We start from the raw sequence: 25,418 nt of genomic DNA, 5'->3' as shown, positions 1-25,418 counted from the left end.
TCGTGGAATAGTGGCTATGCGGACCATCTCTGCCTCCTGATAATATGCGGGTGTTGGGTCTCCACGCGGCCGCACCGGCCGCGGCCGTTCGCCGGGCGTGGGTCAGATGCGGTCGAGCCTGGCGACTCCGATCTTGGAGTCGGCCATGCCGTAGAAGACGAAGAGCTGGCCGGCGACTTCTTCGATGGCCGTCGGAAAGACGACATTCGGAACGATCCCCGACTTTTCATCCGCCGTTTCCGGCGCCAGCAGCGGCGCAGCACTGCGGGCAACCACCTTGGAGGGGTCATTGGCGTCCAGGATCATGGCCGCGGCGGCGTAGTTGACCTTCTGTTGGAGGGCGAAGTCTGACTTTTCCATTTCGCCGGAAACGCCGTGGTGGATCAGCAGCCAGCCCTCGTCAATCCTGATGGGCGCCGGCCCGGCGCCGATCTTCAGTTCCTCGAACGGGAATTCGCTCAACGCCACCAGCCGGTGCTTAGACATGTGCACCAGGTTGCGGAAATCCCGCTCCACCTCGGCCACCGGGACATAGGAGATCCAAATGCCCGGCCGGTTATCGGTCAGACCGGCGGGCAGGTGTTCCCCCTCGCCGTCGCGGACCCAGCCCAGGTCCCACATCGGCCGGTGCAGCATCGCGTAGGAGGGGACGCCGTCGGGGTCGTTCACCGGCTCCGGAAAAAAGACGGCATCCTTGTTCGGAAACAGATTCAGATCCATGGACAGATCCGCCTGATACTCAAAAAAGCACGGACCCAGCCGGTGCCAGGAGCGCAGGTCCCCGGACCAGGCAAAAGCCAGCCGCGGACCCAGCGGCCCGTACGCCACGTAGGTCATCAAATGCCTGTCCAGTGCGGGGACCCAGGTGGTGCGCGGGTCCTCGGTGCCGGCGTTCTGCAGCCCACGTTCCCAGCCCTCATCCGGTGCCAGCACAATACCCTCGCGCTCCACCGACGCGGGGACGCCGTCGTCGTTCATGACCACTTTGGCCAGCCCCACGCGGGAAACGTTGCCGGCGGCCACCAGCCGGGGCAGCAAATACAGCTCGCCCTCACGGGTCCATCCGCTGGCAGGGTTGAGCACGCCCGCTGCCTCGAAGTCGTTGCCCTCCTGCGGAACCATAATGACGCCGGCGCGGATCAGTGTGAAGGGGACCGCCGGAAACGCCGATGGTGAAGAACTCATGCTCATTAGCCCTTCACGCTGGATCCGATATTGGTCGAAATGAATTGACGCTGGAAGAAAATGAAGAGCACGACGGCGGGCGCCGCGAGAACGCAGGCACCGGCCAGAATGGCGCCAAACGGGTTGGACGCGGTGGCGGCAATGTTGGAAATGTAGTTGGCAAGCGACACCGCCAACGGCTGCAGCGACTGGTCCTTGGTGACCAGGAACGGCCAGAGGAACTCGTTCCAGGGACCAATGAAGGTCAGCAGGATCGCGGTGACAATGGCCGGGCGGACCAGCGGGATGGCAACCTGCCACAGGATCCGCAGTTCGCTGGCGCCGTCGATCCGTGCCGCCTCGAACAGCGTGGACGGCAGCTGCATGAAATACTGCCGGAACACGAACACCGCGGTGGAATTGATCGCGAACGGCAGGATCATGCCCAGGTAGTTATCGCCCAGGCCGTAGTCGCGGACGATCATCACGTACAGCGGAATGAGCAGCAGCTGGAACGGGATCATCTGCACCAGCAGCATCATGGCGAACACCACCCCGCGGCCGCGGAACTGCATCTGCGCCAGCGCGTAACCCACCAGCAGGCCGAAAACCAAGGTGGCCAGGATGACCCCGCCGGTGAAGATGCCGGAATTCAGCAGCCCCTTGAACAGATTGATGGAGCCGTTGATGTTGACGTAGTTCTCCCCCGTCAGGTTGCCCGGCTCCGGGAACGCTCCTCCCACGGAGGTGTCCGGGGAGGTCTGCAGCGAGCCGATCAGCATGTAATAGAAAGGGAAGAGGAACACGAAGGCGCCGAGGGCCAGCAGGATGAAACTGCCCACGCTCAGATTCCGGCGCTTCTCCACCGACGCCTTTTTCGAGGTGACCGACATGTTATTCCTCCCCGCTTTTGCCGCCGACGAGCCGGTTCTGGATCAGTGCAATCAGCAAAACGCCGATGACGAGCACCACGCCCAGCGCCGCCGCCACGTCCGGATTCCCCTGCAGAATGCCCTTCTGGTACATCAGGAACACCGGAGAACTTGAGGCACCATCGGGCCCTCCGCCGCCGGTGAGCAGATATGGCTCGGTAAAGAGATTGGCGCCGGTAATGGTTGCCAGCAGGGTCACCAGGACGCTGGCGGAGCGGACCCCGGGCACCGTGATGTTCCAGAACTGCACCCATTTGTTGCCGCCGTCCACGGACGCCGATTCGTACAGCTCGTCCGGAATGTTCTGCAGTGCGGCCAGGTACAGCAGAATGAAAAACCCCAGCTGCTTCCACGTCACGTACAGCGCCACTGTCGGCATCGCCAGCCAGGAATTCACCAGCCAGGACGGGTTCGGCGCCAGCGGGCCCAGGAGCGAGTTGATCAGCCCGTTTTGCTGGAACAGGAAAAGCCAGACGCCGATCACGGCGACGCTGGCCGTGACATAGGGAACGTAGTAGCTGACCCGGAAGAATGTCTTGAGCCGGGTAATGCGGTTCAGCGCATTTGCCAGGATCAGGGACAGGCCCACGGTCAGCGGGACGTTGATCACCATGAACACCAGGATGTTCAAAAAGGACCGCTGCACCGCGGGGTCGGAAAGCACCGTGATGTAGTTGTCGATGCCCACGAACGGCCGCGCCACCTGTACGCCGGGGGCGGTGAAATAGAACTGATGGAAAGAGATCCAGACGGCATAACCCAGCGGATACGCCAGCACGCCCAGAATGAAGATCACATACGGTGCGCTGAACAGCAGGCCCAGCGGCTGCTTACCCAGTGGCCGGAACTTCTGTTTGATCTCCGGGCGGCCGGATTTGCGCCGCAATGGTTTCCTGCCTGCCGGCTGCTGACCGGCCGACGGCGGCGCACCCGCCTCCGGGCCGGTTGCCGGCGCGCCGTCCCGGCGGGATGCGCCGCCGGCGGAACGAAGTGACATGGCCGATCACCCGTTACTTCTGCGCCGCAAGTTGGTTGATCTTGTCCGCCGCGCCCTTGAACGCGTCGTCAATGCTTTGGTTGGCGAAAATTACCGACTTGTTCCAGGCATCGCGGAACGCCTGCCAGATCTGCACCGAGTTCGTCACATTGGGAACTTCCACGGTCCGGCTGGCCTGGTCCGCGAAGTCCTTGTATAGGGGGTTCGCGGTGAAATAGTCCGCGTACGTGGCGGGCAGGTCCTTGCGCATCGGCATCTGGCCGGTCTCGGAGAGCAGCTTGCCGTCCTCGTCCTTGCTGGTGGCGAATTTCAGCACCTCCCAGGCCGTGCCCTGGTTCTTGCAGGCGGAGTACAACCCCACGTTCTTCGCGTCGGAGAAGGTATACGACTTGTCCTGCTTTTCGGTCCCCGGAATCGGCACGGACCCCCAGTTCACCTTGTCCTTGTAGGACGCGATGGCCCACGGGCCGGCGAGCGCCATGGCGGATTTCCCCTCCGCAAAGGAATCGCCCTGGTAGACCTCCTTGGAGGCCAGGTTCTCCTTGTACAGCGTCGCGAACATGGACGCGACCTGCTTGCCCTGGTCGTCGTCGAAGGTGGCCTTGCCGTCCTTGATCAGCTGCGTCCCCTTGCTGTTGGCGGCGTAGAACGGGTAGAAATCGAACCAGGACTGGAAATAATCCCCCGCCGGCGAGGGCCAGATGGCCTTTTGCGCGGCTCCGGACTTCACCAGCGTGCGTGCCGTGTCCAGCAGCTCGGACTCCGTGCCCAGCTTGGGGTTCGCCGGGTCCAGACCGGCCTTGGCGAACAGATCCTTGTTGTAGAACAGCACCACCGGGTTGGACTTCCACGGCAGCTGGTAGAGCTTCCCGTCCGTCGATTTGTATTGGTCGGCCAGATCCCCGGTGCGGTCCTTGATGTACTGAGCGCCGTCCGGGAAGGAGTCAAGAGCGACAAGGCCGCCCTGCTTCTGGAACTGCGGCACGGCCACCGGTGCGGTATTAAAGACCAGGCACGGCGCGTTGCCCGCTGTGATGGCGGCGCCGATGGTTTCTTCGGAGCTCTTTCCGGCCGGGATCTCCTGCGCATCGACCAACTGATCCGGATGGGCCTGGTTCCAGGCGGCCACCATTTCCTTGCCCCATTTGACCTCAAACTCGTTGTTTGAGTACCAGATCTTGATCGGGCCCTTGGCCGTGGTGGCCGAGGAGGCCGAACTGCTGCCTCCTCCCCCGCCGCCGCAGGCTGCCAACCCTGCGCCCAGGACGGCGATCGCCGCCATGGACAGGATCCGGACACTGCTTGTGGTGCGTTTCATTGCGTCTCCTGACGATGGATTGATTCCTGGCTAAGTCCCTGCTGTCGAAATGTGCTGGTAGCGGCCGCCGGCGACGGCAGGTACCGCGTGCGGCGGCACCGCTCCGGTGGAGCCCCGCAGCAAAAGGCGCGGCGGGCCGAGAACCAGGTCGCCGCCGTCGTGCGTTCCATCCAACTGGGCCAGCAGCATGGCCGCGGCCTGCCGTCCCCACGCCAGCGGATCTGCAGCAATTGTGGTCAGCGGCGGATTCAAATACCGCGCGAACTGCGCATTGTCATATCCGGTGATGGACAGGTCAGCCGGCACATTCAACCCGTGTGTCTGCGCGTAGGACTGCCCCGCCGTGGCCATCAGATCGTTGGCGTAGACAATCGCCGTGGGCCTGTCCTTGCGCGTCAGCAGCCTTGCCGTCGCCGCAACGCCGCCGGGTGCCGTGAAGTCCGCCTCCGCGAACAGGTCCGTCGCCAACCCGGCTGCGCTCAGCGCGCTTTCCCATGCCCGGCGCCGGCTGCGGCCGTGGATGTAAACCTGTGCCCCGCCAACGTGCGCGATGCGCGTGTGGCCGAGCGAAATGAGGTGCTCGACGGCGGCCGTAATGCCGGCGGCGTCGTCCATGCAGACCGCGGGAAACGGCGACGGCACAGCAGGCCGGCTCAGCGTCACCGCCGGAAGCCCGAGCCTGCGGAGCAAGGCAATGCGCGAATCGTCGTGGCGCACGTCGGTGAGGATCACCCCGTCCACCCGGCCTCCGTCGGCAAGCTTGCGGTAACTGCGCTCCTCGGCACCCGGCTCGGTGGCGACCGTCAGCACCAACGTGTACTCATGCTTTTCCAGCGTCGTCTCAACCCCGGCGATGAACGCCGGGAAGAACGGATCCGAGCCCAACAGCTTGGCCTCACGGGCAATCACCAGACCCAGGGCGTACGCCTTTGCGGACCTCAGGCTCTTCGCGCGAAGGCTCGGCGTCCAGCCCAGCGTCTTCGCGGTGTCGAGAATCCGCTGCCGGGTCTGGTCCCCCACGCCTGCATGGCCGTTGAGCGCAAGGGAAACCGCACCCTTGCTCACCCCCGCCGCACTTGCGACGTCGCTGATCGTGATTGCCACTGGTTTCTCACCTGCCCCGCGTGCTGCCGCCGTGACGTGGTTCACTAAATCGATTTAGTAACCGACAGTCAACCTGCTTAGTTGCGGGTTGTCAAGGGTTTGCTGGGCAGGCCAGCCGTACGCCGCAACGCTACGGGGCTTCCGCCCGGCGCAGATCCGCTCTCCTGCTACTGCGCCCGCTGAAATAACGCGTGCAGGGTCCGGTGCCGGCTGGAGCGCACGTGCTGCTCGGCCACCTTGGCGGCCAATTCCGCGTCCCCGGAGGCGATGGCGTCCAGCAACTGCTCGTGCTCGCTGCAGAGCAGCTCCAGATCGTCCGTCTGGCGGAAGAGCCATTGCAGGCGTCCGTGGAGCGGTTCCAGGATATTGCGGAGCAGTTCGTTGTGTGCCAGCCGCGGAATCTCGTCGTGGAATTTGCCGTTGGCTTCGCGGGCGGCGCCGACGTCCTTGCGCGCGGTGGCGTCTTTCGCCTGGTCCAGGATCTGCTTCAGGGCCGACAGGTCCGCGTCCGTGGCCCGTTGGGCTGCAAGGCGGCAGCTCATCCCTTCTAGAGCTTCACGGACGTCAAACAGCTCCTCCACGTCGGCGCGCGTCAGTTCCCGCACTACAAGCCCGCGGGTGGGCCGTTCGGTTACCAGGCCTTCCTCACGGAGCATCCGCAGCGCTTCCCGGATGGGAAGCCGGGAGACATCGAACTCCGCGGCCAGATCGCGTTCGATCAGCCGGATGCCGGGTGCGTACCGGCCGTTGTAGATCCGCTGCCGGATCTGGTCCCGAACCGTTTCGCGTAGCGGCTGTTCGCGGAGGGTGCCTTCGCTTAGAGATGGCAAAACTGTCCTGTCCTGGCGTACCGATGTATTGAGGTGTCCTTTGCTCTTTATGTTAGCCATGTCGAGTGCTGCCGCGTGCGGATGCGGGCGCCGGGAGGGTGTGATCACGACAGCAGGCGCCCCCACTGCGGATCCAGGCCGGATGCCCCGGCCATGGACAGGCACTTCCACAGGGTCACGGCAACGGAATCCAGAACCGGAACACCGTGGTCGCGTTCCATCTGGGCAACAATGGGTGCGCCGTAAAGATTCGTGCACAGATAGATCAGCGCCTGGGGCTGGGCGTCGGCGTCGCTGAGGAGTTCCTTCGACGGTGCCAGCAGTTCGGCCGGATCAACCCGGGCGAAGGATTCATTGACGCTCAGGCCCAGGTGCCTCTCGCCGACGATCGAAATGCCTTCCGTCCGGTAGCTGGTTATCACGGCATCGTTAACGTCCTGGGTGTAGGGGGTGACCAGCCCTACCCGGGAGATCCCGAAAGCCTGGAAGGCATCAAGGTAGGCCAGCGTGGACGTCGTCGCCGGTATGCCAGTGGCCGCAGTGATCTGCCGGACCATTTCCCGATCGTGGTCGGCTCCCAGCCAGGAACCGGCAGTGCCGTTCCAGGCCAGCACGTCAACTTCGGCGGTTTTGAGCAGCTCGGCCGCGTCCAGCATGGTTCGGAAGTCGAACTGCTGGTCGGACCCGGAATCCAGTGCGATGCGCGTGACGCCGATCCGGGTGGAATGGACGGTTACGTCGGTTCGGTCGCCCAGGATCCGGTAGGTCTGCGGTTCCAGGCAGGTATTGGAGGACGGTACGATCATGCCGATCCGTACGGGGCGTGTGGACATTAGAGAGCCTTTCCGGCCAAAACGGCCTTTTTGCTTGTGTCGTAACGATTCAGGAAGCGGCCGGTGGGTCCTGGATCGGTGAATTCTCCGGCGTGCAGCACCACCCGCCCTCCCATCACCACGGTGGCGGGCCAGCCGGCCAGTCTCATGCCGTCAAAGGGGGAAAAATCGGTCCCCATGTGCAGCGCCTTACCGTCCACCGTTCGCACCTCGTCCGGATCGAAGATGACCAGGTCCGCGTCGTAGCCGGGGGCGATATTGCCCTTGCCTGGCAACTTATTGATCCGCGCCGGCCCTGCGGCGAAAAGCTCAACAAACTGCTGGACGGCCATGCCCTGCTCCATGACCAGGGTGGTGAAGGCCACCGGCATCCGGGTCTCGATGCCCGGCAAGCCGTGCGGCATGAACCGCACGTCGTCGCTCCGGGACTGCTTCTGCGCCAGGTCATAGCAGGAGTGGTCCGAGGAAATGGTGTGCACTTCCCCGGCCCTGACCCGCTCCAGCAGGGCCGCCACCGTTTCGCGGCTGCGGATAGGCGGGCAGCAGGCAAACTTTTCCGGGAATTCGGACGCGTAGACCTCTTCATCCAAGGTGAGGTAGTGCGGGCACGTCTCGGAGTAGGCCTCCAGCCCGCGGGACCGGGCGTCCTGGACCAGAGCAACGGCCTCCGGAATGGTCTGGTGGACAAAGTAGACGGGCGCGCCGGTGTATTCAGCCATCGAGAGGACTTCCGCTACGGAGGCCGCTTCCGCCAGTTCCGGCCGGGTATGGTGCAGACGTCCGGCGGGAACAGGCACCGAGGCACCGTGTTCATCAATGCTGTGCTGCGCCAGGCAGTCGACGATAATCGGATCGTGCTCGGCGTGGATGTAGGTGAGGCCGTCCAGCCGCACCATTTCCCGCATCACCTTCACGATGGTGTCGCCGTTGGCCATGGTGGAGCCGCGGTTGGTGGTGTACATCTTGACGGAGCGGATGCCGAGTTCGGCCAGCCGGTCCAGCTGCGCGGGGACGGACTCGTCCCAATCGATGACTGCTCCGTGCAGGGCCACATCGCAGCGCGAGACTTCGGCCAGCCGTATCTTGTTTTCCGCGGCCGCAAGCGGAGTTTCGCTCAAGTCCGCCGGAATACCGAAGTCCATGATCGTCGTCGTGCCTCCCCAGAGCGCGGCGATGCTGGCGGTTTCATAGGTGTCCAGGGATTTATAGGCACCGGTCACCTGTTCCACGTGGGCGTGGGAATCCACTCCGCCGGGGATGACGGTACGGCCGGCGGCGTCCAGTGTCCGGGTGGCCGCCGGCAGGAGCTCCGGGGACGTGGCGGAGTCGTAGAGGGCGGCAATCCGGCCGCCGCTGACGGCAATATGGCCTTCTATGGTGCTGTCTGCATTGACGATGGTGGCGTTGGTGATGAGGAGATCCACGGTCATGGTGCTACCGAACTTTCTGGCTGGTCTTCGGGCCCCGGTCAAGGGTGCGGGTGATGTCCGCAGAGAGTCCTGCGTTGGTTTTTAGCGGCGGCCGGGCAAAGCTGCCCTTCCGGTGGGTGCCGCCGTTGAGGCTGATGAGCAGCTCGCACTGCTTCACCCCGGCGGAGATGCCGTCCACGACGGGGACGGGGATTTGGCCGCCGATCTCCCGCGCCAGGCCGGCGAGCGGTGCACCGGCCAGTATGACGACGTCGGCCCCGTCCTTTTCGACGACGTCGTGGGCCAGCTGCAGCAGCTTGTCCTTGAAATCCTCCTGGACGGAGCCGATGCTGCCCAGCGAATCCTGCAGCGAACGGATCGAGGCGAGGCTGCTGCCCATCCCGTTGCGCTCCACGCATTCCCGGTACCAGGCCTGGATCCGCTGGGAAATGGCAACGATGGAGAACCGGTTTCCCTGCAGGGCCGCCGTGTGGATCGCCGCCTCCGTGATGCCGACGACGGGAATATCGACGAGCTCCTTCAGTGCGGGCATTCCCGGGTCCCCGAAGGCCGCCACGACCACGCCGTCCACGTTGCCCTCCTCCTCGGCGATGATCTGGGCCACGGCGGTGCCGGCGAGCAGCGCCTCAACCCGCGTTTCGATGTATTCGACACCAAACGCAGCGGTACGGACAGTGATCTCGGTACCCGGGAACGCGGCACGCTCCGCCTCGGCACGGATCAGCGCGGACACGCTCTCGCTGATATTGGGGTTGATGACCAGAATCTTCATGGCACGTACCTGTCTGCACTAGGGAGGGTTGATGGGGCGTTGTCAGGGTCGCGAAAATCCGCGTCCCGACGACGGGGATCCGGCTGCCGGAAGAGCAGGGGCGGGCGCAGGCGGATCCCCGTGAGGGCGGTGACGCTTCGGCTGGCTCAGACCGGGAGGCGGCGGCTGTAGTCCATGGTCAGGACCGAGACGGCCATGATGACGGCGGAACCGACAAAGTAGAGCAGCGCCCAGGTGTAGCCGCCGGTGGCTCCGACGATCAGTCCCACCGCGATGGGTGTGATGAATCCGTTGATGTTTCCGCTCAGGTTCATCGCTCCGCCCAGAATGCCGGCGTTGGCCCGGCCGCCCAGGAGTGCGGGGATACTCCAGAACAGGCCCACCCAGCGCAGGAAGAACAGGACGGCGGAGAGGAGCAGGACGGCGGTCAGGGGGTCGGATACGACGGTCACGCCCACCAGGCCGAGGACGACGATCAGGCTGGAGATGCCCAGCAGCGTCCGCATGACCAGGTTGGCGGAGGCGCCCTTGGTCTGCCACCAGTCGGCGATGAAACCGCCCAGAAGTTCGCCAACGAAGCCGGCCCCGAAGATCGCGAAGGTTCCCCAGCCAACCGCCGCCAGGTTGAAGTGCTTTGCCTGGGAGAGGTACAGCGGGCCCCAGGTCAGCAGGCCATAAAAGACGCCGTTGAAGCCGAACCAGCCAAAGCACATGGACCAGAAGGAGCGGTATTTCAGGTACGGCAGCAGTCCGCGCCGGCCGGCGCCCTTGGCGGCTTCAGCCTTGGCGTCCTCTTCGGCGTGGCTGGCCTCGATGTAGGCGAGTTCTCCCTCGTTGACGTTCTTGTGCAGCCGGGGATTGTCGCGGATGTACCACCACGCCAGGAAACCGAAGGCGGCGGTGGCGATGCCGACGGCGATGAACGCTCCCCGCCAGCCTCCGGTCAGCGCGATGAGACTGGCAATGATCAGACCGCCGAGACCCGCACCCAAGGGTGCTCCGGCGTCCAGAATGGTTGCGCCGCGGCCGCGTTCCTTCTGCGGCATCCAGGTTGCATTCAGCTTGCCGCCGGAGGGCATGATCCCGGCCTCGGTGATACCGATGGCGGCGCGGGCGGTGAAGAGACTGGCAAAGTTCCAGGCCAGCCCGCAGGCGGCGGTGGCTAGGCCCCAGCCAACACACGAGGCGGTGACCATCTTGCGGGCGCCGAAGCGGTCAATCAGCCAGCCGGCCGGGACCTGCATGAGCGCATAGGCGAAGAAGAAGGCCGACAGCAGCAGGCCGATCACTTCAGGGGAAAGGTTGAATTCCTTTTGAATCAGCGGCATGGCCACGGAAATGGAGCCGCGGTCCACATAGTTCAGCGTGACCAGAACAAGGAGCAGGACGAAGAGCTTCCAGCGCACCTTCGTGGGCCGGCGTTTAATCAGTGGTTCGGTGGTTGGTGGCCTTTCGGCCTCAACCTCAACGGTGGGTTCATTGATAGTCATTGGAGAAATCCTTTGGATGGACTGACAGCTCGGGGTGCGGGCGCCGTCGCCTCGACGGTGAGGTAAAGATTTGGGATCCCAAAAATGAGAGTACTGCGTGGTGTAGATCACTGTCAACCAAAAATTGAGAAAAGTATCTTGTATCGCGGATTATTTCCTTCACCTATTCGCCACTGACTCCACGGATTGGACTCAACGGGCGACACAATAGTCACCGGGCTTGCAGTGCGCCTACCCCCGCGGCATACACTTTGGTATCCCATGAGGAGCGGGACGGGATAGCCAAGCCGCTCCAGCCGTTGACCATTTACTGCCGGACAGCAACCAAAGGAAGCCAGATGAAATTCGCCCGAATCGGACCCCGCGGCGCAGAGACTCCCGTCCTGGTCCATGATCAGCGGCTGTTTTCGCTCCAATCCCTGACCGCGGACATCGACGGCGCCTTCCTCGCCGCAGGGGGTCCCGCCAAGGCCGCCGCCGCTCTGGCAGCCGGCGAACTGACCGAAGTTCCCGCCGACGGCGTCCGCTACGGCGCCCCCATAGCCCGCCCGTCCGCCGTCATCGGCATCGGCCAGAACTACGCTGCCCATGCCGCCGAGTCCGGCTCCCTGCCGCCAGAGCAGCCCATCATCTTCCTGAAAACCCCCAACACGGTGTCAGGTCCGAATGATCCGGTCACCATTCCGCACGGATCCACCAAAACCGACTGGGAAGTCGAACTCGGGGTAGTCATCGGGAAGACCGCGTCCTACCTGGACTCCAAGGAAGCCGCCCGGGATTACATCGCCGGCTATGTCACAGTCAATGACCTCTCCGAACGCGACTTCCAGCTCAACGTCTCCGGCGGCCAGTGGTCCAAGGGCAAGAACTTCCCCGGTTTCTGCCCCACCGGCCCCTACCTGGTGACCCCCGACGAAGTGGACGCCGGCAATCTCCGGCTGCGCAGCTGGGTCAACGGCGAACCCCGCCAGGATTCGACGACGGCAGGTATGGTTTTCGACGTCGAGACCCTGATTCATGACCTCAGCCAGTACCTGGTCCTGGACCCGGGCGATCTGATCTGCACCGGCACACCCGAGGGCGTCGCGCTCTCCGGCCGCTTCCCGTACCTGAAAGCCGGTGACGTGCTGGAGATCGAGGTCGAGGGGCTGGGCCGGCAGCGCCAGATGTTTGCGGGCTGACCCTTCTCTTCCGGTGGTAAAGCCCGGCGAAACCAACGAACCTTTCGCCCCAACCGGTGTCGATCAACGACCCATTGGCCCCGGCCTGAGGTCCACGAAACGAGCCCTGCAAGCGCGTGAAGACCCGGCGCCCCTGTCGCTATTGCCTCTGCCAGCTCGACCTCAGGCTCCTTTAAAACGAGACATTCCGAGCCGGCCATGCGTCCGCGCACCGTCAGGGATTCGCCCTACTTTGGTTCTCCTGCCCGGGGACCGCCGCCACGCATCGCGGAGTTCTCCTTCAGGAAGACATTGGACTGTCATTTCCAAGGATCACGCGGCGAAAGATCAAACATTTTGGCGACTGGGTAGCGAGATCCTGGCCCACTGGCCACCGACCAATCGTTGGCTTCGTGGTGGCCATCCATGGGTACTCTCTCGTGGCCGCTGACACAACACGACCATCAGAACCGGTTACACCACGTCAATAGGTGTGACCCGCGCTTCCGCTGGTGAGGTCAGGTAATTCAGCATTTTGATGGGGTAGTGCTTGGCTTGGAACCATACGGCTGAAGCAGCAAGGTACCAATAGAGGAGCGCATGTGGGCTACGGCCGAAGTGATGCAGGGTTCCTTGGCTTGGAAGGGGGACAGATTCACCCACTGGCGTCAGGTTGAGCATGGCGCCCTTGTCAAGAAAGCAGGCGTTATCGATACGGCTCTCGACCGGAAGGGAACCGTTAGCAGCGTTGAAGGCGGGCGCCAGATTTTCGAAGCTCGAGGACTCGTATGCGAAAAGCGAGTACGTGATGGGCCAGGGATGGACGGATCCTGCCCCGTACACGTTGTACCCTTCAACCGCTCCGTCGCCCGGCAGGAAGTAGGCCGTTTTTTTCATGCTCTTGACTGCGCTCATGTTCGCAATGACCCCCGGCAGATCGACGGCGGAGAAGCTGGCCTTCACCTCAATTACGGCAATTACGCCCTCTACGGGGACGAGCGAGCTGCCGCCTTGGGCACTTGTGAGGACAAGCGGCGTTCGGTCTGCGTCGTACAGTATTACGTCACTTTGCTTGCTGACACGCCCGGCGCTATCGAAAATCTGTCCTTGGGTTACTCCGATGGAAGCCGGCAGCTTGAGCTCCAGGAGTTCACGAAGAGCTTCTTCCGCACCGCTACCGGAGGTCCCATTGTGCCGGAACCCAGCGCGCAGCTGCGCAAGCTTTGCTTTTAGACCCTCAGCTTCGGCACCCCAAAGCCCTGCAAGATCAACTGCCTTAATTTCCGGCTCTTGTGACATATCCGTGGGCGTGACCTGCGCGCCTTAACGACCACACGCCGCTTTCTACCTAGGATTTTTGACTGTCAAAGGTACAAAAATCGAGGTTGGAAAACGGCGTGCAGAAATCAAGCATATGGTGCACCCTGCTGGGTGTCGAAAAAACGATTGTCCGGGGTCTGGATTTCGAGGAGGACACCGGTGTTTTCATCGCCTTGGTGAGCCCCATGAAGTCCATGCGCAACCGGTGCGGGATCTGTTCCAGGCGGTGCCGCCGATACGACCGCGGCGGTGGTCCCAGGAGATGGCGGACCCTGGATCTGGGAACCATCGAAACCTACCTGGTCGCCGAATCACCGCGGGTGCGCTGCCCCGAGCACGGGGTCACCGTCGCCGCCGTCCCGTGGGCCCGGCACCAGGCTGGCCACACAGGATCTTTGACCAGCAGATCGCCTGGCTGGCCACCCAGACTTCCAAGAGCGCTGTCACCCAGTTGATGCGCATCGCCTGGCGCACCGTGGGCTCGATCATCGATCGGGTTTGGAAGGACACCGCCGCGACCTTCGACCCGTTCGCGAACCTGACACGCATTGGCATTGACGAGATCTCTTACAAGCGCGGACACAAGTACCTCACCGTGGTCGTGGACCATGATTCGGGCCGGCTCATCTGGGCCTCGCCGGGACGGGACAAGGCCACCCTGGGCAAGTTCTTCGACGCTCTGGTGGACGAACGGTGCACCGAGATCACGCATGTATCCGCGGATGCGGCCGAGTGGATCGCCACCGTCGTGGCCGCGCGCTGCCCCCAAGCGGTCCGCGTGGCCGACCCGTTCCACATCGTCATGTGGGCCACCGACGCCCTGGATGCAGAGCGGCGCACCGCCTGGAACCGGGCACGGAAAGCGGCCCGGGAGAACGAACCGGCCCGTGGCCGCGGACGACCACCCAAGGTCGCGCCGGAGAGGCCCGACAGTGAGCGGGCCACCAAGCTGAAGAACAGCCGCTACGCACTCTGGAAGAACCCCGAGGACCTCACCGAAAAGCAGCAGGCGAAGCTGTCCTGGATCGTGCAGACCGACCCCGTCCTGGGCCGGGCCTACTACTTGAAGGAAGGGCTGCGCACGGTCTTCAAGCTCCCTTATGCCGAAGCCGTGGTGGCCCTGGACCGATGGGTGTCCTGGGCCAGGAGATCCAGGATCCCCTCCTTCGTGAAACTCCAAAAGGCCATCGTCAAGCACCGCGACAGCATCCTGGCATCCATCGAACACGGGCTGTCGAACGGACGGATTGAATCCATGAATACGAAGATCAGGCTGATCACCCGGGTGGCGTTCGGGTTCAAGTCCCCCGAGGCCCTGATCAGCCTGGCCATGCTCAGCCTGGGTGGCCGTAAACCGGTGCTCCCGGGACGGAAATGACCCACGGATGTGTCAGGAGAGCCTAATTTCAATCATGAATCCGACACCATGTCGAAATATCCTGGGCAGCTAATGGCCTTGTCCCACACGAGGCGAACACTCTCAGAAGACCCTGATGAAACGCCCGTGACAGCGCATATAACCCACGGGGCCGGTGGTGCCGGAGGTCCGGGAAAATCAGGTTCTTGGTGGGGAATCGGCATGTTCCTGGTGGCTCGGGCTCAACAATCACAGGACGAGGCCTTGACAGGGCCGGCCGATTACTGGGTAATCCCACACCCGCGACCAGCACTAGGCCTCCCGGATCCGCACATGATTGGGATAACAATGAGCGACCAGATTATCAGTGCAGCCACACCTGGCGTGCGGCCAGACCTGTTCGCACTGGAGCAGGATTAAAACGAATGACCATGTCTGCGTGTGAGGCGGAGCGCCGGACCCGCCAAACCCTGCACGCCGTGAAAGCCGGCTGGCAGGGGCATGTTCGAGTGGGTGGAGATCCCGGCAATACTGGCCGGCCGCAGCCTCGAACGATTCCAGCGCGGCCACGGGATTGCCGACGAACGCCCCAACAGGGCCGCCTGATCCCCCGTTAGGCTGCCATCGCTGAGCGCGGAGGATGAGGACAACACCCAGCACACCTCGGCGATACTCACCTGCCGGCTGCTGAAGTGCGTCGTTGGAGGAGCGCATCACCGGTCTGGGCCTGGAACGACCGACGAAACGAAGTGCCTCAAGTGCGGGCTCCTATGGTGGTCCGGTCAAAGCCGCGGCCACTGGTCCCCTAGCACGGCACTAGCGATGACTAGGCTTCTTGGGCCGCCACCCGCACCGACACCGGGGCGTCCGCAATTGCTGGTGCACGGGTAACGACCAACAGGGAGCTACGCGAACAGACGACAGTCAGACGCGCATTGTTACCTAGTGTAGCGTGTCGTTGATTCCTTTGGGTCTGATTGTTTGTCAGACTTGATCCATGGTTTATCTGGCAAAGGCACTTCAGTTGCGCGACGGGGACCGGGGCGCCCTGGAAGCGTTGACTCGTGGGAATTCTTCCACTGCGACGTTGGCGTTGCGGGCGCGCACGGTTTTGTTGGCTGCTGACGGGATGCCGAATGTCCAGATTGAGAAGATCACCGGGTTTTCGGCGCCCACGGTTTTGAAGTGGCGCAACCGCTATGCCGAGGGCGGGATCGAGGCCCTGTCCGATGTCCAGCGCCCGGGCCGGGAGCGGGAGATCGACGAACTCGCCCTGATTGCCGACACCCTGACCAATGACGGGAACCCGCCGGCGGAGCTGGGGATCTCGCACTGGTCCGCGCGCATCATGGCCGAACGCCACGGAATCTCTTTTTCGTCCGTGGCCCGAATCTGGCGCCGTTGGAAGATCCAGCCGCATCGGATCGAGACGTTTAAATTCTCCACCGACCCGGCCCTGGAGTCCAAGCTCCGGGACGTGGTGGGCCTGTACATGTCCCCGCCGGAAAACGCGGTGGTGGTGAGCATTGATGAGAAGACCCAAATCCAGGCACTGTCCCGCACCGGCCCGGACCAGCCGCTGTCCCCGACCCACCCGCTGCAGCAGACGCACGACTACAAGCGCAACGGCACCACCACCTTGTTCGCCGCCTTGGAGGTTCTCACCGGCAAACTCAGCGCGAACGCCTTCTACCCAAAGCACACCAACATCGAGTTCGTCGATTTCCTGAGCCGGGTCGCCCACGCCCACCCCGGGGTTGAGCTGCATGTCATCTGCGACAACTATGCGACCCATAAGCACCAGAACGTGAAGGACTGGCTGGCCGAAAACCCGCGCGTGAGCCTGCATTTCACCCCGACCAGCTGTTCCTGGCTGAACATGGTGGAGATCTTCTTCGGGATCATCACCCGCCAGTGCCTCAAACGCGGAGCATTCAGCTCCGTGAAAGAGCTGGAGGAAACCATGGAACGCTACATCGAGAACTACAACCAGGACGCCAAACCATTCACCTGGACCAAGTCAGCGGAGTATCTCCTGGGCAAGATGAAACGCAAACAAACCATTAACACGGAACACTAGGCGGCACTGGGATACTCTCGTTCGATCGTTTCCAGTACCTCCATGAAGGAGGCCTTGATATTGTTGGGAGGGTATGCAATGTACTGGATGCCGTCCAAGTTGGAAAAAGGAGCACAACCCTCTTCACGCATGACGATGGCGCGTTCATAGCCCAGCCGGCCTTGAAACAACCCAGTCTCGTGAACGACGTTCTCCCTCGCTCTCACGGTCTCGTCGCCGTGTTCGTCTTCCGCCGTGTGAACCAAGAAGGCCATCGAGGCACGGCCGATCATACCCTTAATCACATCTTTGACGGACATGCCGGCTCGGGGCGACGACTCGAAGGTTTCGACCTGATATCCCTTCTTCTGCAAGAAGTCCTTGAGGAACATGTAATCCGCGCTTCGTCCGTGCCCGAGAAAGACAGTGGGCTTGTACGCGATGTCGGTATTGGCAGAAGGTACACCGAATGAACGTCCATCGCGAATGTTGTCGAAGGTCTTATTAACAATGTTTCGGCCGGCTTCACCCAGCCCGTTGTACGTTGCGGACATGAAGGCCAGCGTGCTGGCAGCCGGCCCGTTGAACGCCCATCGACACTCGTGGAATTTGCATCGAGACATGCCAATCCCACTGATAGCGGAATAGGAGAACCGCACTTGACGGAAGATGCAATTCTCATAGACGTGACCGTCCAAAATGATGTCTTCATCTTCAAAGGTTCGACCGACAAATTTCACTTCTGCACCCCTATTGCATGGCGTAAACGATCACATAAGTCATGTAACCATCATGAACGGCCAGCAGCACCTCTGATCTTTTGCGGATTGAGTGCTGCGGTCGTTCATAAGTTAAACGTCATTGCGACGAGTAGTCCAAGTTTACGGAGATCCCTGCGGGACGCACGCCCAGATACTAGTATTAGCGGCTCTTCAGAATTGACAGTGCAGTCGGGGTCTGAATCCGCCAGATTCCAGGAGTGATTTGGCAATGTAGTCGGTGGGATTGCGGAAGCCGAGGACAGAGCCGCGGAGGTGTTCAAGCCGACCATTGATCGCTTCCTTTGGCCCATTGGAGGTACCTCGTCTGTCAAAGTATGCCAGCACATCGAGGCTCGGCGTTCGAGTGTGCGGCCGAGGGTCCTGAGCTCGGTCAGCGCGATGGGGACGCCTGCGCTGAGGGAGTCGATCACGGCTTGCATAAGTGCACGCCCCTAGGCACGGTCTGGTTCCCGGTAGGCGGTAACCATGCGCTGGTAGATGCCCCAACTCGCTTCCACCTCGACATGCACGTCAGTGGAGAATTGGGTCTCCAGCCGTTGGCGCTGCTTGTCGGTGAGCAGATCCGCGCCGGTATTTAGCGTCCGCCTTGCCGAATACGGCGGATCGCCTGCCCGCGGTGACCGCAAGTCTGCTGTAAAACGCGTCCGCGGCACGTATCCAGCGCCTCCCCAGCCAAGCGGACCACCCGGAATGGATCCATCACCGGAACGGCACCAGGGATTCCTTCGGCAACGGCACTCTTGAACCCGGAAAACCCATCCATTGCCACCACTTAGACCCGTCCCGCCACTCCTCTGGGCGTGCTTTCAGCCAGGTGGCGAAGACTTGTTTGGAGCCGGAAGGTGCAAGACATATGGCAGCATGCGGCCGAAAGAGGGTCTCTCACTCTACATCAGATCCCACTCCTGATGCCGGCTCCTACTGTAAAACGGCTCCCTTGTTAGCGAGTTCGCGCTTCGTCCCGGATATCGAACACCGAACAAAATTGGGGATTACTGCGCCACCGCGCTAGCCTCCACAAACACGTCCGCTGGCATCGGCCGCTGCAGCTTCCAGGTGATGCCAATCGGCTTCGACCCCGAGTGCTGCACATAGTCGACCTGGCCGAGGCAGGTGTATGGCATGGTCATACCGTTGTCATCGTTTTCGCGGGGCCGGGTGAAGAGCAGGATCTGCGAGCCGAACGCCTTGTGGTCCAGGTACCGCCGGCCAACTGGGCTCTCGGGTGAGGTGGAGTTCTGTGATTCCCAGTGGAACAGGTCCTCACTGAGCGCATAGTCCTTGTACATGATGGACGCGGCGCGGTCCTTGGTGTCCTTCTCCAGAGTCACGAAGAACGCGTCCGTCTTCGTCTCCGCGCTCCAGGCAACGCCCTCGCGATGCCGCGCTTTCCGGCCATGCACGGATAGATATCCGAGGGCAGCAAGGATCTCTTCACGCCGGTAGGTGGCGTGCGAGTAAAGCGGGACGCGTTGGAGACCGTGCCCCAAGCCCTTTGGCGCATACCGCGAGCGCTTGAGGCCCAGCGCTGCGAGCTGCTGAATTTCGGCACAGGCATGCGGGAACTGCCGGAGATAATCGAGGCCTTCGTCGTAGGACGTGAATCCCCCGGCTTCGGGCCAGAGCGCGAAGAAGAGCATCCGCGCAAAGATCTGTTCGCGCGGACCCAAGTCTTCGTAGCGCGAAGCGTCGGACGAGGTGAGCAGCGTATAGGCATCGGCCCGTTCGGGATCATCGATACACAGAAGCTGGGTCATGCGCTTGAGAACAAGAAGCTCTTCGGCAACGGAGCGTTCGGGCTCGGCCGAGAGCGACGCCGGACTGTAGCCGCTGGCCGGATGATCGTCGTCGAGAGGACCTGCGTCGAGCAGACCAGCATCGCGCAACAGCGCGGTCCACGAGTCGCCGGTCTTCCGGTACACGTCGTGCAGCGAATTCCCAGATTCACGCAGGAAGTCTTCGAGCAGCAGTTCGGCATGCGAGCGCACGTCGGTGACCAGCTGGGCCCGGTTGAACCTCAGCTGCGCTTTGATGTTTTGTAGCACAATCTGTTGAGCCACCCGGTCCAGCACGATCTGCGAGCCGGACGGCAGGAACGGGAATTCGTCGATGACGGCTTTTTCCAAGGCCTTCCGGCTGAGCCCGGTCAATGCGCGGTACTTGGCGTCGAAGCGGAACTCCCGGCGCTGCTGGCCGATGTAGTCCAGCACGGTGAGCACGGACTTGTCCTTGGCACGGCGCAGCCCGCGGCCCAGTTGCTGCAGAAAGACCGTGGCACTTTGGGTGGGCCGCAGCAGCATGATCGTGTCTACCTCTGGCAGGTCGAGCCCCTCATTGAAGAGGTCGACGGCGAAGATCACGTTCAGATCGCGGCTCCTGAGCCGCCGCAGCGCGGCCGCACGTTCGGCGTCGGGCGTCTGTCCTGACACGGCGACGGCAGCGATGCCGGCGGTATTGAAGACCTCGGTCATGTAGTGCGCGTGCTGCACGGACACGCAGAAACCGAGCGCACGCATGCCACCGGTGCTGGTGACCTTGTCGCGGAGCTCTTTGATGACCTTGGCCGCGCGGACGTCATTGCCGGTGTAGAGCCGGTCCAGCTGCCCGGTGTCATAGTTGCCGCGCTTCCACTCCACCTGGCTCAGGTCGACGTCGTCGGCCACACCGAAGTAGTGGAACGGGACCAGCAGATCCGCCTCCAGCGCGTCCCACAGCCGCAGCTCGCTGGCGGTCCGGCCGCCGAAGAACTGGTCCGCAACGTTGATCCCGTCACCGCGCTCCGGCGTAGCCGTCAGACCGAGCAGTTCCTGTGGCTGCAGATGGTCCAGGATGGCCCGGTAGGTGGGCGCTTGGGCATGGTGGAATTCATCAATCACGACGACGTCGAATTGGCCCGGTTCGACGGTCCCGATTCCGAGTGCGGCCAGGGACTGCACGCTGGCGAAGACGTGCTTCCAGTCCTTGGGCTTGTGCTCACCGACGTAGAGCTCACCGAATGAGCCACTCTGCAGGACGTTCCGGTAGGTGGCCAGGGATTGCTTGAGGATCTCCTGCCGATGCGCAACGAAGAGCAGCGTGAGGTCACGGCCGGCTGCTTCGCACAGCCGCTGGTAATCCAGTGCTGCGACAACTGTCTTGCCGGTGCCGGTCGCGGCGACTATCAGATTGCGGTGCCGGCCGTGAATTTCGCGCGCCGATTCAAGGTCCTCGAGCATCTCCTGCTGATGAAGGTACGGCTGCACCTCCAGACCCGTGAAAGCGTCCGGTCGGCTTACTGCCCGCCCGCCATTCCGCGCCAGCGCGGCATCCAGCTTGTCGCCGTCATTCTCCGGATCGTAGGGCTGGAAGGCCCGCTGCTCCCAATAACTGTCAAAGGTGATTTCGAACTTCTGCAACAATCGCGGCGTGCCCACCGAGGACAGCCGGACATTCCATTCGAGGCCATCCAGCATGGCCGCGGCGCTGAGGTTTGAACTGCCCACGTAGGCCGTATCGAAACCGGTGCTGCGGCGGAAGAGCCATGCCTTGGCGTGCAGGCGCGTGGCGTGGGTTTCATAGTTGATCCGTACCTCAGCACCGTACTTGGTCACCAGATCATCGATGGCCCGGCGTTCCGTGGCACCCATGTAGGTGCTGGTCAGGACGCGCAGCCGGATGCCCCTGTCCCGCAGCTCCTCCAGTGCCGGTTCCAGCAGACGAAGCCCGGTCCAGCGGATGAAGGCGCAGAGCAGATCAACCCGGTTGGCGGAGGCCATTTCGGTGCGGATCTCCGCGGCGAGGTTCGGATCATCCTTGCCGTTGGTGAGCAGGGCAGCGTCGCTCAGCCTGGTGGTGGGGCGGCGGAGATTACGACGGCGCAGACCCGCCGGAGCGGTGAGGGACCTCAGTTCCTGCGGACCCGGGTGGATGGTGTCCGGATGCTGCATCGCGTGCAGGAGATTGTTGGCCAGGGCGACCCGCTCTTCCGGTCTGGCCTGCACAAGCGCCGCGCGTGCCAGTTCGCCGATGTGCCGGGCCAGCACGTCAGGGGATGCATCGTCGTCGACCGCTTCGAACACGGACAACAGCTCCTGTTGCCCGGCCACCCGCTCGCTCAACCGGCGCGTGCGCAGCGACTCGTACAGACCCTCGGCCAGCAGCTCCGCCGGTTCTCCCCCACTAATGTTCACTGTGCCAGGGTATGTGGTGCCGGAGACATTCAGGAACCGGGGGCCGCTGGCCAGCCGCTCCGGTTCCGTCGGCACCGGAACCAGCCTGACGCCGTCGTCCCTCATAGCCTGGACGAGCGGCACGGCAAGCACTTCATCCGCATGGACGGACTGCCTGCCGCGGGTAGCCGCTATTCGGTATTCGGTATTCAGCGGCCTGGCAGGAAATCGGCGAACTCGGCACGCAGAGCCTGCATGGGAATCATGAGCTGCAGGTCATCCAACGGGGAAGGATGCGCGTCCACGTGCCGGTCGTAAAATGATCTGGCGGCGGCGTCGCGAGCATGGATAAGCACAGCCATTGCCCCGACGCTTTCGCTCACCAACACCGAGCGCTTCAATGCATCCTGAAGGAGTCCCGTCCCGAGTCCGGTGCCCTGATACCGCTTGTCCACTGCTAGACGGGCCAGAAGAATGCAGGGTATTTCCGAGGGGCCACCTTTTGTTATTGCCGGCGGAGCTCCCTGTTTTGCGACGGCCCCGACGGCTATCGCGTAGTAGCCGACCACGGAGTTCCCGTCGCAGGATACATAGGTGACTGCACTGTTCGCGCGCTGATCCTGGAACGCGTACTTGCGAAGCCACTCGTCCAGTTCCTCAGGCCCGGAAGCGAAGGCGTCTGGGTTATCGGTGCGCAGCAGCTTCCGGGGCGCGCCAGGCAATGCTTGGCTCATTCTCGCTGGAACGGACTTGGTCGGCGTGCCAGCGTGGCTAGTTTGGCAGTGGATGTCAAAGGAAGTTCCAGCAGCCGATTGAACTCGGCCCATTGCAGCTCGTCTGCGACGAACCACAGGCGGGCGGCCAGTATTCTCTCCGCCTCCACGCTGGCACTTTCCAAGATGAAATCCGTCATGGAGCGGTCTGTAGCTTCAGCGGCCCGGCGCAGCAGCTGTTCCTGGCGCGGCGTAGCCCTGACATTGATGCGCTGGCTTCGTACAGGCTTGGGATGCAGGGAACTGGTACTCATCACATTCTCCTTTGTATGTACAGTGTGCGCACATCACGCTGATTCGTCAAGGTCAACGGGACGCGGCCGTCCGCGAGCGTTCGGCGGATAGTTCGACCTCCACGATGCTGATATCGGGGAACGAACGCAGGTCGCCGGGCTTCCGGACAGGTCGGTGAGTCTTGCCGCGCACCCGCCGTTCCCCGCCGCCGCCGTCCTCGTCTTGATCGCAACCGCACCGCACCGCATCTAGCCCGAACCAACGCCTATGCGACGCCGTCGCCTTCCAGCCGGGCGCCGGGGCAATGTACTTCGCGACGTTGGCCAGCAGCTTGACGTTGCACTCCACTCCCAGCTGGTTCGGCACGGTCAGCAGCAGCGTATCGGCGGCCCGCACGGCTTCGTCGACGGCCAGCTGCTCGGCCAACGCGTCCGGCTCGCCAATGTAGCTCTTACCGAAACCGGGACATGGCACCCTCAAGCACCCCGACCTGGTCCTGACTGTCCAGCAGGGCCGCAGCGCTGAGGTTTGAACTGCCTACATACGCCGTATCGAAAACGGTGTTGCGGCGGAAGAGTCATGCCTTGGCGTGCAAACGCGTGGCGTGCTACGCTCCGGCCCAGGACGTGAAAGCCATTGAGGCTAAGATGATCAACGCTTTTGCTCATCGCCTTCCTAGCGAGCTAAAAACCGAGCTCTATGATCCCTACCGTGTGGCTCCATTCGCAAACGTCAACGTGCCAGGACTCGGGGACGAGCACCACGGGTTCCGAAACCACAAGCTTATCAAGGGCACGACGTCGCCCGCCAGCTGACAAGGCAGCCGAGCACGAGATTGACCTTCATTTCGATTGGTAAATCCCGCGTCGGTGGCCCACAGCAACGACCAGAACAACAAGCCGATCGTCATGAATTTCATAGACGATCCGGTGGTCTCCGGTCCTGATACGCCAATCGCCCGTGTTCCCGGCGAGCTTTTTCGTGCCCGGAGGGCGTGGCGTTACAGCCAGCAATTCGATCGCGGCCTGAATTCGCCGGCGAGACTCAGGAGGGAGCTTGCGCAATTGGCGTGCCGCGGCCGGTGCGATCTGGATGGCATAAATCACGTGAGGCCGAGTTCAGCCTTAACTTTTTCCCAAGGTATCGGCGCTTGGCCGCTTTCAGCCATCTCCGCCCGGGCTGCGTTTGCGGCCCGCAGGTCGTCCAGATCCTCCGCAGCCTCGATCAGATTGGCTAGGTCCTCTGCATCTATCAAGGCAGCGACCCGTCGGCCGTGGCGCAACAGGTACACCGGCTCATGCGTGACCCGGGCTGTATCAACCGCTTCGGACAAGCGACTCCGTGCGTCGGTCACGCTCATCTCACTCATAAACTAATACTAGCTTCACTGTACAGAACGTACATAACCGCGGAAACCGCCGCCGCCCGCAGCGCGTACTTCGGCTAAGAGTATGTCGGGATGAAACTGCTGAAGCTGCATTTCCGGGGCAACGGTGGAGTGTTTGCATTTTGGGTTCCAGAGTCAATCGCAACTCGTGCCAGCAGCAAGATGTCCAAAAGCCTGCTAGTTGCGGGAATAACGACCGTCGTCCTCGCCGTCATGCACCTAGCCGCACTCGCCTATGCCGGCGCCGCCGCCTTCCAGCCGAGCGCCGGGGCAATGTACTTCACGACGTTGGCCAGCAGCTTGGCGTTGTACGCCATGCCAAGCTGGTTCGGCACGGCGTGCAGGAGCGTATCGGCGGCCTGCACGGCTTCGTCGGCAGCCAGCTGTTCGGCCAGCACGTCCGGCTCGCCGGTGTAGCTCTTGCCGAACCGGGACATGGCGCCATCAAGCACCCCGACCTGGTCCTGGCTGCCTGCCTGCCCCTGCAGCCCGAAGTAGTAGCGGTCCTCGTCGTCGACCACGGGCAGCACGCTGCGGCTGACCGATGTCAGGGGCCGGCGCGCGTGCCCGGTCTCCTGCCCGGCCCCGCTCCACGTCTGGTTCCAGGTCTCGTGGAACAGCCGCAGCTGCTCGGCCTGCAGCTGGTCGAACGGCACTCCGGTGTCCTCGGTGAGCAGGGTGGAACTCATCAGGTTCATTCCCTGCTGGGCGGCCCACACGGCGGTTGCGCGGGTTCCAGCGCCCCACCAGATCCGCTCCCCCAGCCCGGGCGACGACGGCTGGACCGGCAGCAGGGCGGCCGGACCGCCGCCGTGGTAGCCCGTGCCCGCGCGCGCAATACCGGCGCCGGTGAGGGCATGACGGAATTCTTCCGTGTGCCGACGCGCCATTTCCGCCTGCGTCTCGTCCTGCACCGGAACGTGGCCAAACGACGCCGGGCCGTCAAGGGCGGGCTCGGGTGAACCACGGCTGATGCCCAGCTGCAGCCGTCCGGCGCTGATCAGGTCCGTGGCAGCGGCCTCTTCGTCCATATAAAGCGGATTTTCGTAGCGCATGTCGATCACGGCGGTGCCCATCTCGATCCGGCTGGTCTTCGCTGCGATCGCGGCCAGCAGCGGGAATGGCGCGGCCAATTGCCGGGCAAAGTGATGCACCCGAAAGAATGCGCCGTCTATACCCAGCTCTTCCGCAGCCACGGCCAGGTCGATGCTTTGCAGCAGCGCGTCCGCCGCCGTGCGGGTGCCGGAGCCTTGGAGGGGACCCCAATGGTCAAAGGAGAGGAAACCTATTCGCTTCATATGCTCTCCAACCCACGCACGCGGCTGGTA

20 protein-coding genes and 3 pseudogenes are annotated in these 25,418 nt (G+C 62.9%); 3 read left to right on the top strand and 20 right to left on the bottom strand.

Features of this window, described 5'->3' with window-relative positions:
* Nucleotides 1-102: 102 nt before the first annotated feature.
* From ACLLJI_RS00395 to ACLLJI_RS00350, 10 genes are all read right to left on the bottom strand, one after another.
* Complete coding sequence (locus ACLLJI_RS00395) at nt 103-1,185, bottom strand: glycoside hydrolase family 130 protein (protein ID WP_434616601.1); 1,083 nt, start codon at nt 1,183-1,185, stop codon at nt 103-105.
* A 5-nt stretch (nt 1,186-1,190) separates the two neighbouring features.
* The gene (locus ACLLJI_RS00390) at nt 1,191-2,057 is read right to left on the bottom strand and encodes a carbohydrate ABC transporter permease (protein ID WP_434616598.1); all 867 of its coding nucleotides are present in this window, start codon (nt 2,055-2,057) and stop codon (nt 1,191-1,193) included.
* A gap of 1 nt (nt 2,058) precedes the next feature.
* Nucleotides 2,059-3,093, bottom strand: coding sequence for a carbohydrate ABC transporter permease (locus tag ACLLJI_RS00385; protein ID WP_434616595.1), 1,035 nt, complete (start codon nt 3,091-3,093; stop codon nt 2,059-2,061).
* A gap of 13 nt (nt 3,094-3,106) precedes the next feature.
* Nucleotides 3,107-4,411 carry an ABC transporter substrate-binding protein gene (locus tag ACLLJI_RS00380; protein WP_434616592.1) on the bottom strand — a complete coding sequence of 435 codons (1,305 nt, stop codon included), beginning with the start codon at nt 4,409-4,411 and terminating at the stop codon, nt 3,107-3,109.
* A gap of 30 nt (nt 4,412-4,441) precedes the next feature.
* Nucleotides 4,442-5,515 carry a LacI family DNA-binding transcriptional regulator gene (locus ACLLJI_RS00375; RefSeq protein ID WP_434616589.1) on the bottom strand — a complete coding sequence of 358 codons (1,074 nt, stop codon included), beginning with the start codon at nt 5,513-5,515 and terminating at the stop codon, nt 4,442-4,444.
* A gap of 167 nt (nt 5,516-5,682) precedes the next feature.
* Nucleotides 5,683-6,345, bottom strand: coding sequence for a GntR family transcriptional regulator (locus ACLLJI_RS00370; protein WP_434616586.1), 663 nt, complete (start codon nt 6,343-6,345; stop codon nt 5,683-5,685).
* A 104-nt stretch (nt 6,346-6,449) separates the two neighbouring features.
* Nucleotides 6,450-7,178, bottom strand: coding sequence for a maleate cis-trans isomerase family protein (locus tag ACLLJI_RS00365; RefSeq protein ID WP_434616583.1), 729 nt, complete (start codon nt 7,176-7,178; stop codon nt 6,450-6,452).
* The gene (locus tag ACLLJI_RS00360; protein ID WP_434616580.1) at nt 7,178-8,608 is read right to left on the bottom strand and encodes a dihydroorotase; all 1,431 of its coding nucleotides are present in this window, start codon (nt 8,606-8,608) and stop codon (nt 7,178-7,180) included. Before ACLLJI_RS00360 ends, ACLLJI_RS00365 begins: the two co-directional genes overlap by 1 nt.
* 4 nt (nt 8,609-8,612) lie before the next feature.
* The gene (locus ACLLJI_RS00355; RefSeq protein WP_434616577.1) at nt 8,613-9,380 is read right to left on the bottom strand and encodes an aspartate/glutamate racemase family protein; all 768 of its coding nucleotides are present in this window, start codon (nt 9,378-9,380) and stop codon (nt 8,613-8,615) included.
* Nucleotides 9,381-9,526: 146 nt separating this feature from the next.
* Nucleotides 9,527-10,870, bottom strand: coding sequence for an MFS transporter (locus tag ACLLJI_RS00350; RefSeq protein WP_434616574.1), 1,344 nt, complete (start codon nt 10,868-10,870; stop codon nt 9,527-9,529).
* Between the two features lie 338 nt (nt 10,871-11,208).
* Between ACLLJI_RS00350 and ACLLJI_RS00345 the strand changes: the two genes are divergently transcribed.
* A complete protein-coding gene (locus ACLLJI_RS00345; protein ID WP_434616571.1) occupies nt 11,209-12,051 on the top strand; it encodes a fumarylacetoacetate hydrolase family protein in 843 nt (280 codons plus the stop codon).
* Between the two features lie 453 nt (nt 12,052-12,504).
* Here ACLLJI_RS00345 and ACLLJI_RS00340 read toward each other — a convergent pair whose 3' ends face one another.
* Nucleotides 12,505-13,329: a DUF6602 domain-containing protein gene (locus ACLLJI_RS00340; RefSeq protein ID WP_434616568.1), complete on the bottom strand. Its 825-nt coding sequence runs from the start codon at nt 13,327-13,329 to the stop codon at nt 12,505-12,507.
* A 98-nt stretch (nt 13,330-13,427) separates the two neighbouring features.
* On the opposite strand from ACLLJI_RS00340, the pseudogene ACLLJI_RS00335 reads away from it, so the two are divergent.
* Both ACLLJI_RS00335 and ACLLJI_RS00330 read left to right on the top strand, forming a co-directional pair.
* Nucleotides 13,428-14,728 (top strand): annotated as a pseudogene (locus tag ACLLJI_RS00335) (ISL3 family transposase).
* Nucleotides 14,729-15,704: 976 nt separating this feature from the next.
* Nucleotides 15,705-16,787, top strand: a complete 1,083-nt coding sequence (locus tag ACLLJI_RS00330; protein ID WP_434616348.1) for an IS630 family transposase — start codon at nt 15,705-15,707, stop codon at nt 16,785-16,787.
* Here the strand turns inward: ACLLJI_RS00330 and ACLLJI_RS00325 are convergent.
* From ACLLJI_RS00325 to ACLLJI_RS00285, 9 genes and pseudogenes are all read right to left on the bottom strand, one after another.
* A complete protein-coding gene (locus ACLLJI_RS00325; protein WP_434616565.1) occupies nt 16,784-17,506 on the bottom strand; it encodes a TIR domain-containing protein in 723 nt (240 codons plus the stop codon). The genes ACLLJI_RS00330 and ACLLJI_RS00325 overlap by 4 nt on opposite strands.
* Nucleotides 17,507-17,698: 192 nt before the next feature.
* A pseudogene (locus ACLLJI_RS00320) lies at nt 17,699-18,385 on the bottom strand (transposase); the annotation flags it as partial.
* Between the two features lie 155 nt (nt 18,386-18,540).
* Entirely contained in the window at nt 18,541-21,684 is a 3,144-nt protein-coding gene (locus ACLLJI_RS00315) for a DUF3427 domain-containing protein (RefSeq protein ID WP_434621747.1), read from the bottom strand.
* A 221-nt stretch (nt 21,685-21,905) separates the two neighbouring features.
* Nucleotides 21,906-22,430: a GNAT family N-acetyltransferase gene (locus tag ACLLJI_RS00310; RefSeq protein WP_434616562.1), complete on the bottom strand. Its 525-nt coding sequence runs from the start codon at nt 22,428-22,430 to the stop codon at nt 21,906-21,908.
* A complete protein-coding gene (locus tag ACLLJI_RS00305; RefSeq protein ID WP_434616559.1) occupies nt 22,427-22,723 on the bottom strand; it encodes a DUF1778 domain-containing protein in 297 nt (98 codons plus the stop codon). The genes ACLLJI_RS00310 and ACLLJI_RS00305 overlap by 4 nt, the downstream gene beginning before the upstream one ends.
* A gap of 265 nt (nt 22,724-22,988) precedes the next feature.
* Nucleotides 22,989-23,217, bottom strand: a pseudogene (locus ACLLJI_RS00300) (LLM class flavin-dependent oxidoreductase); the annotation flags it as partial.
* A 328-nt stretch (nt 23,218-23,545) separates the two neighbouring features.
* Nucleotides 23,546-23,809 carry a type II toxin-antitoxin system RelE family toxin gene (locus tag ACLLJI_RS00295; protein ID WP_434616556.1) on the bottom strand — a complete coding sequence of 88 codons (264 nt, stop codon included), beginning with the start codon at nt 23,807-23,809 and terminating at the stop codon, nt 23,546-23,548.
* Nucleotides 23,806-24,072, bottom strand: coding sequence for a type II toxin-antitoxin system Phd/YefM family antitoxin (locus ACLLJI_RS00290; protein WP_434616553.1), 267 nt, complete (start codon nt 24,070-24,072; stop codon nt 23,806-23,808). Before ACLLJI_RS00290 ends, ACLLJI_RS00295 begins: the two co-directional genes overlap by 4 nt.
* 251 nt (nt 24,073-24,323) lie before the next feature.
* A complete protein-coding gene (locus ACLLJI_RS00285; RefSeq protein WP_434616550.1) occupies nt 24,324-25,388 on the bottom strand; it encodes an LLM class flavin-dependent oxidoreductase in 1,065 nt (354 codons plus the stop codon).
* Nucleotides 25,389-25,418 lie beyond the last annotated feature (30 nt).

The sequence above is a fragment of the Arthrobacter sp. A5 genome (assembly GCF_051131705.1).
Classification (GTDB): Bacteria; Actinomycetota; Actinomycetes; order Actinomycetales; family Micrococcaceae; genus Arthrobacter_M.
The sequence above is the reverse complement of the archived record's forward strand: the minus strand, read 5'-3'. Positions and strand labels throughout refer to the sequence as shown.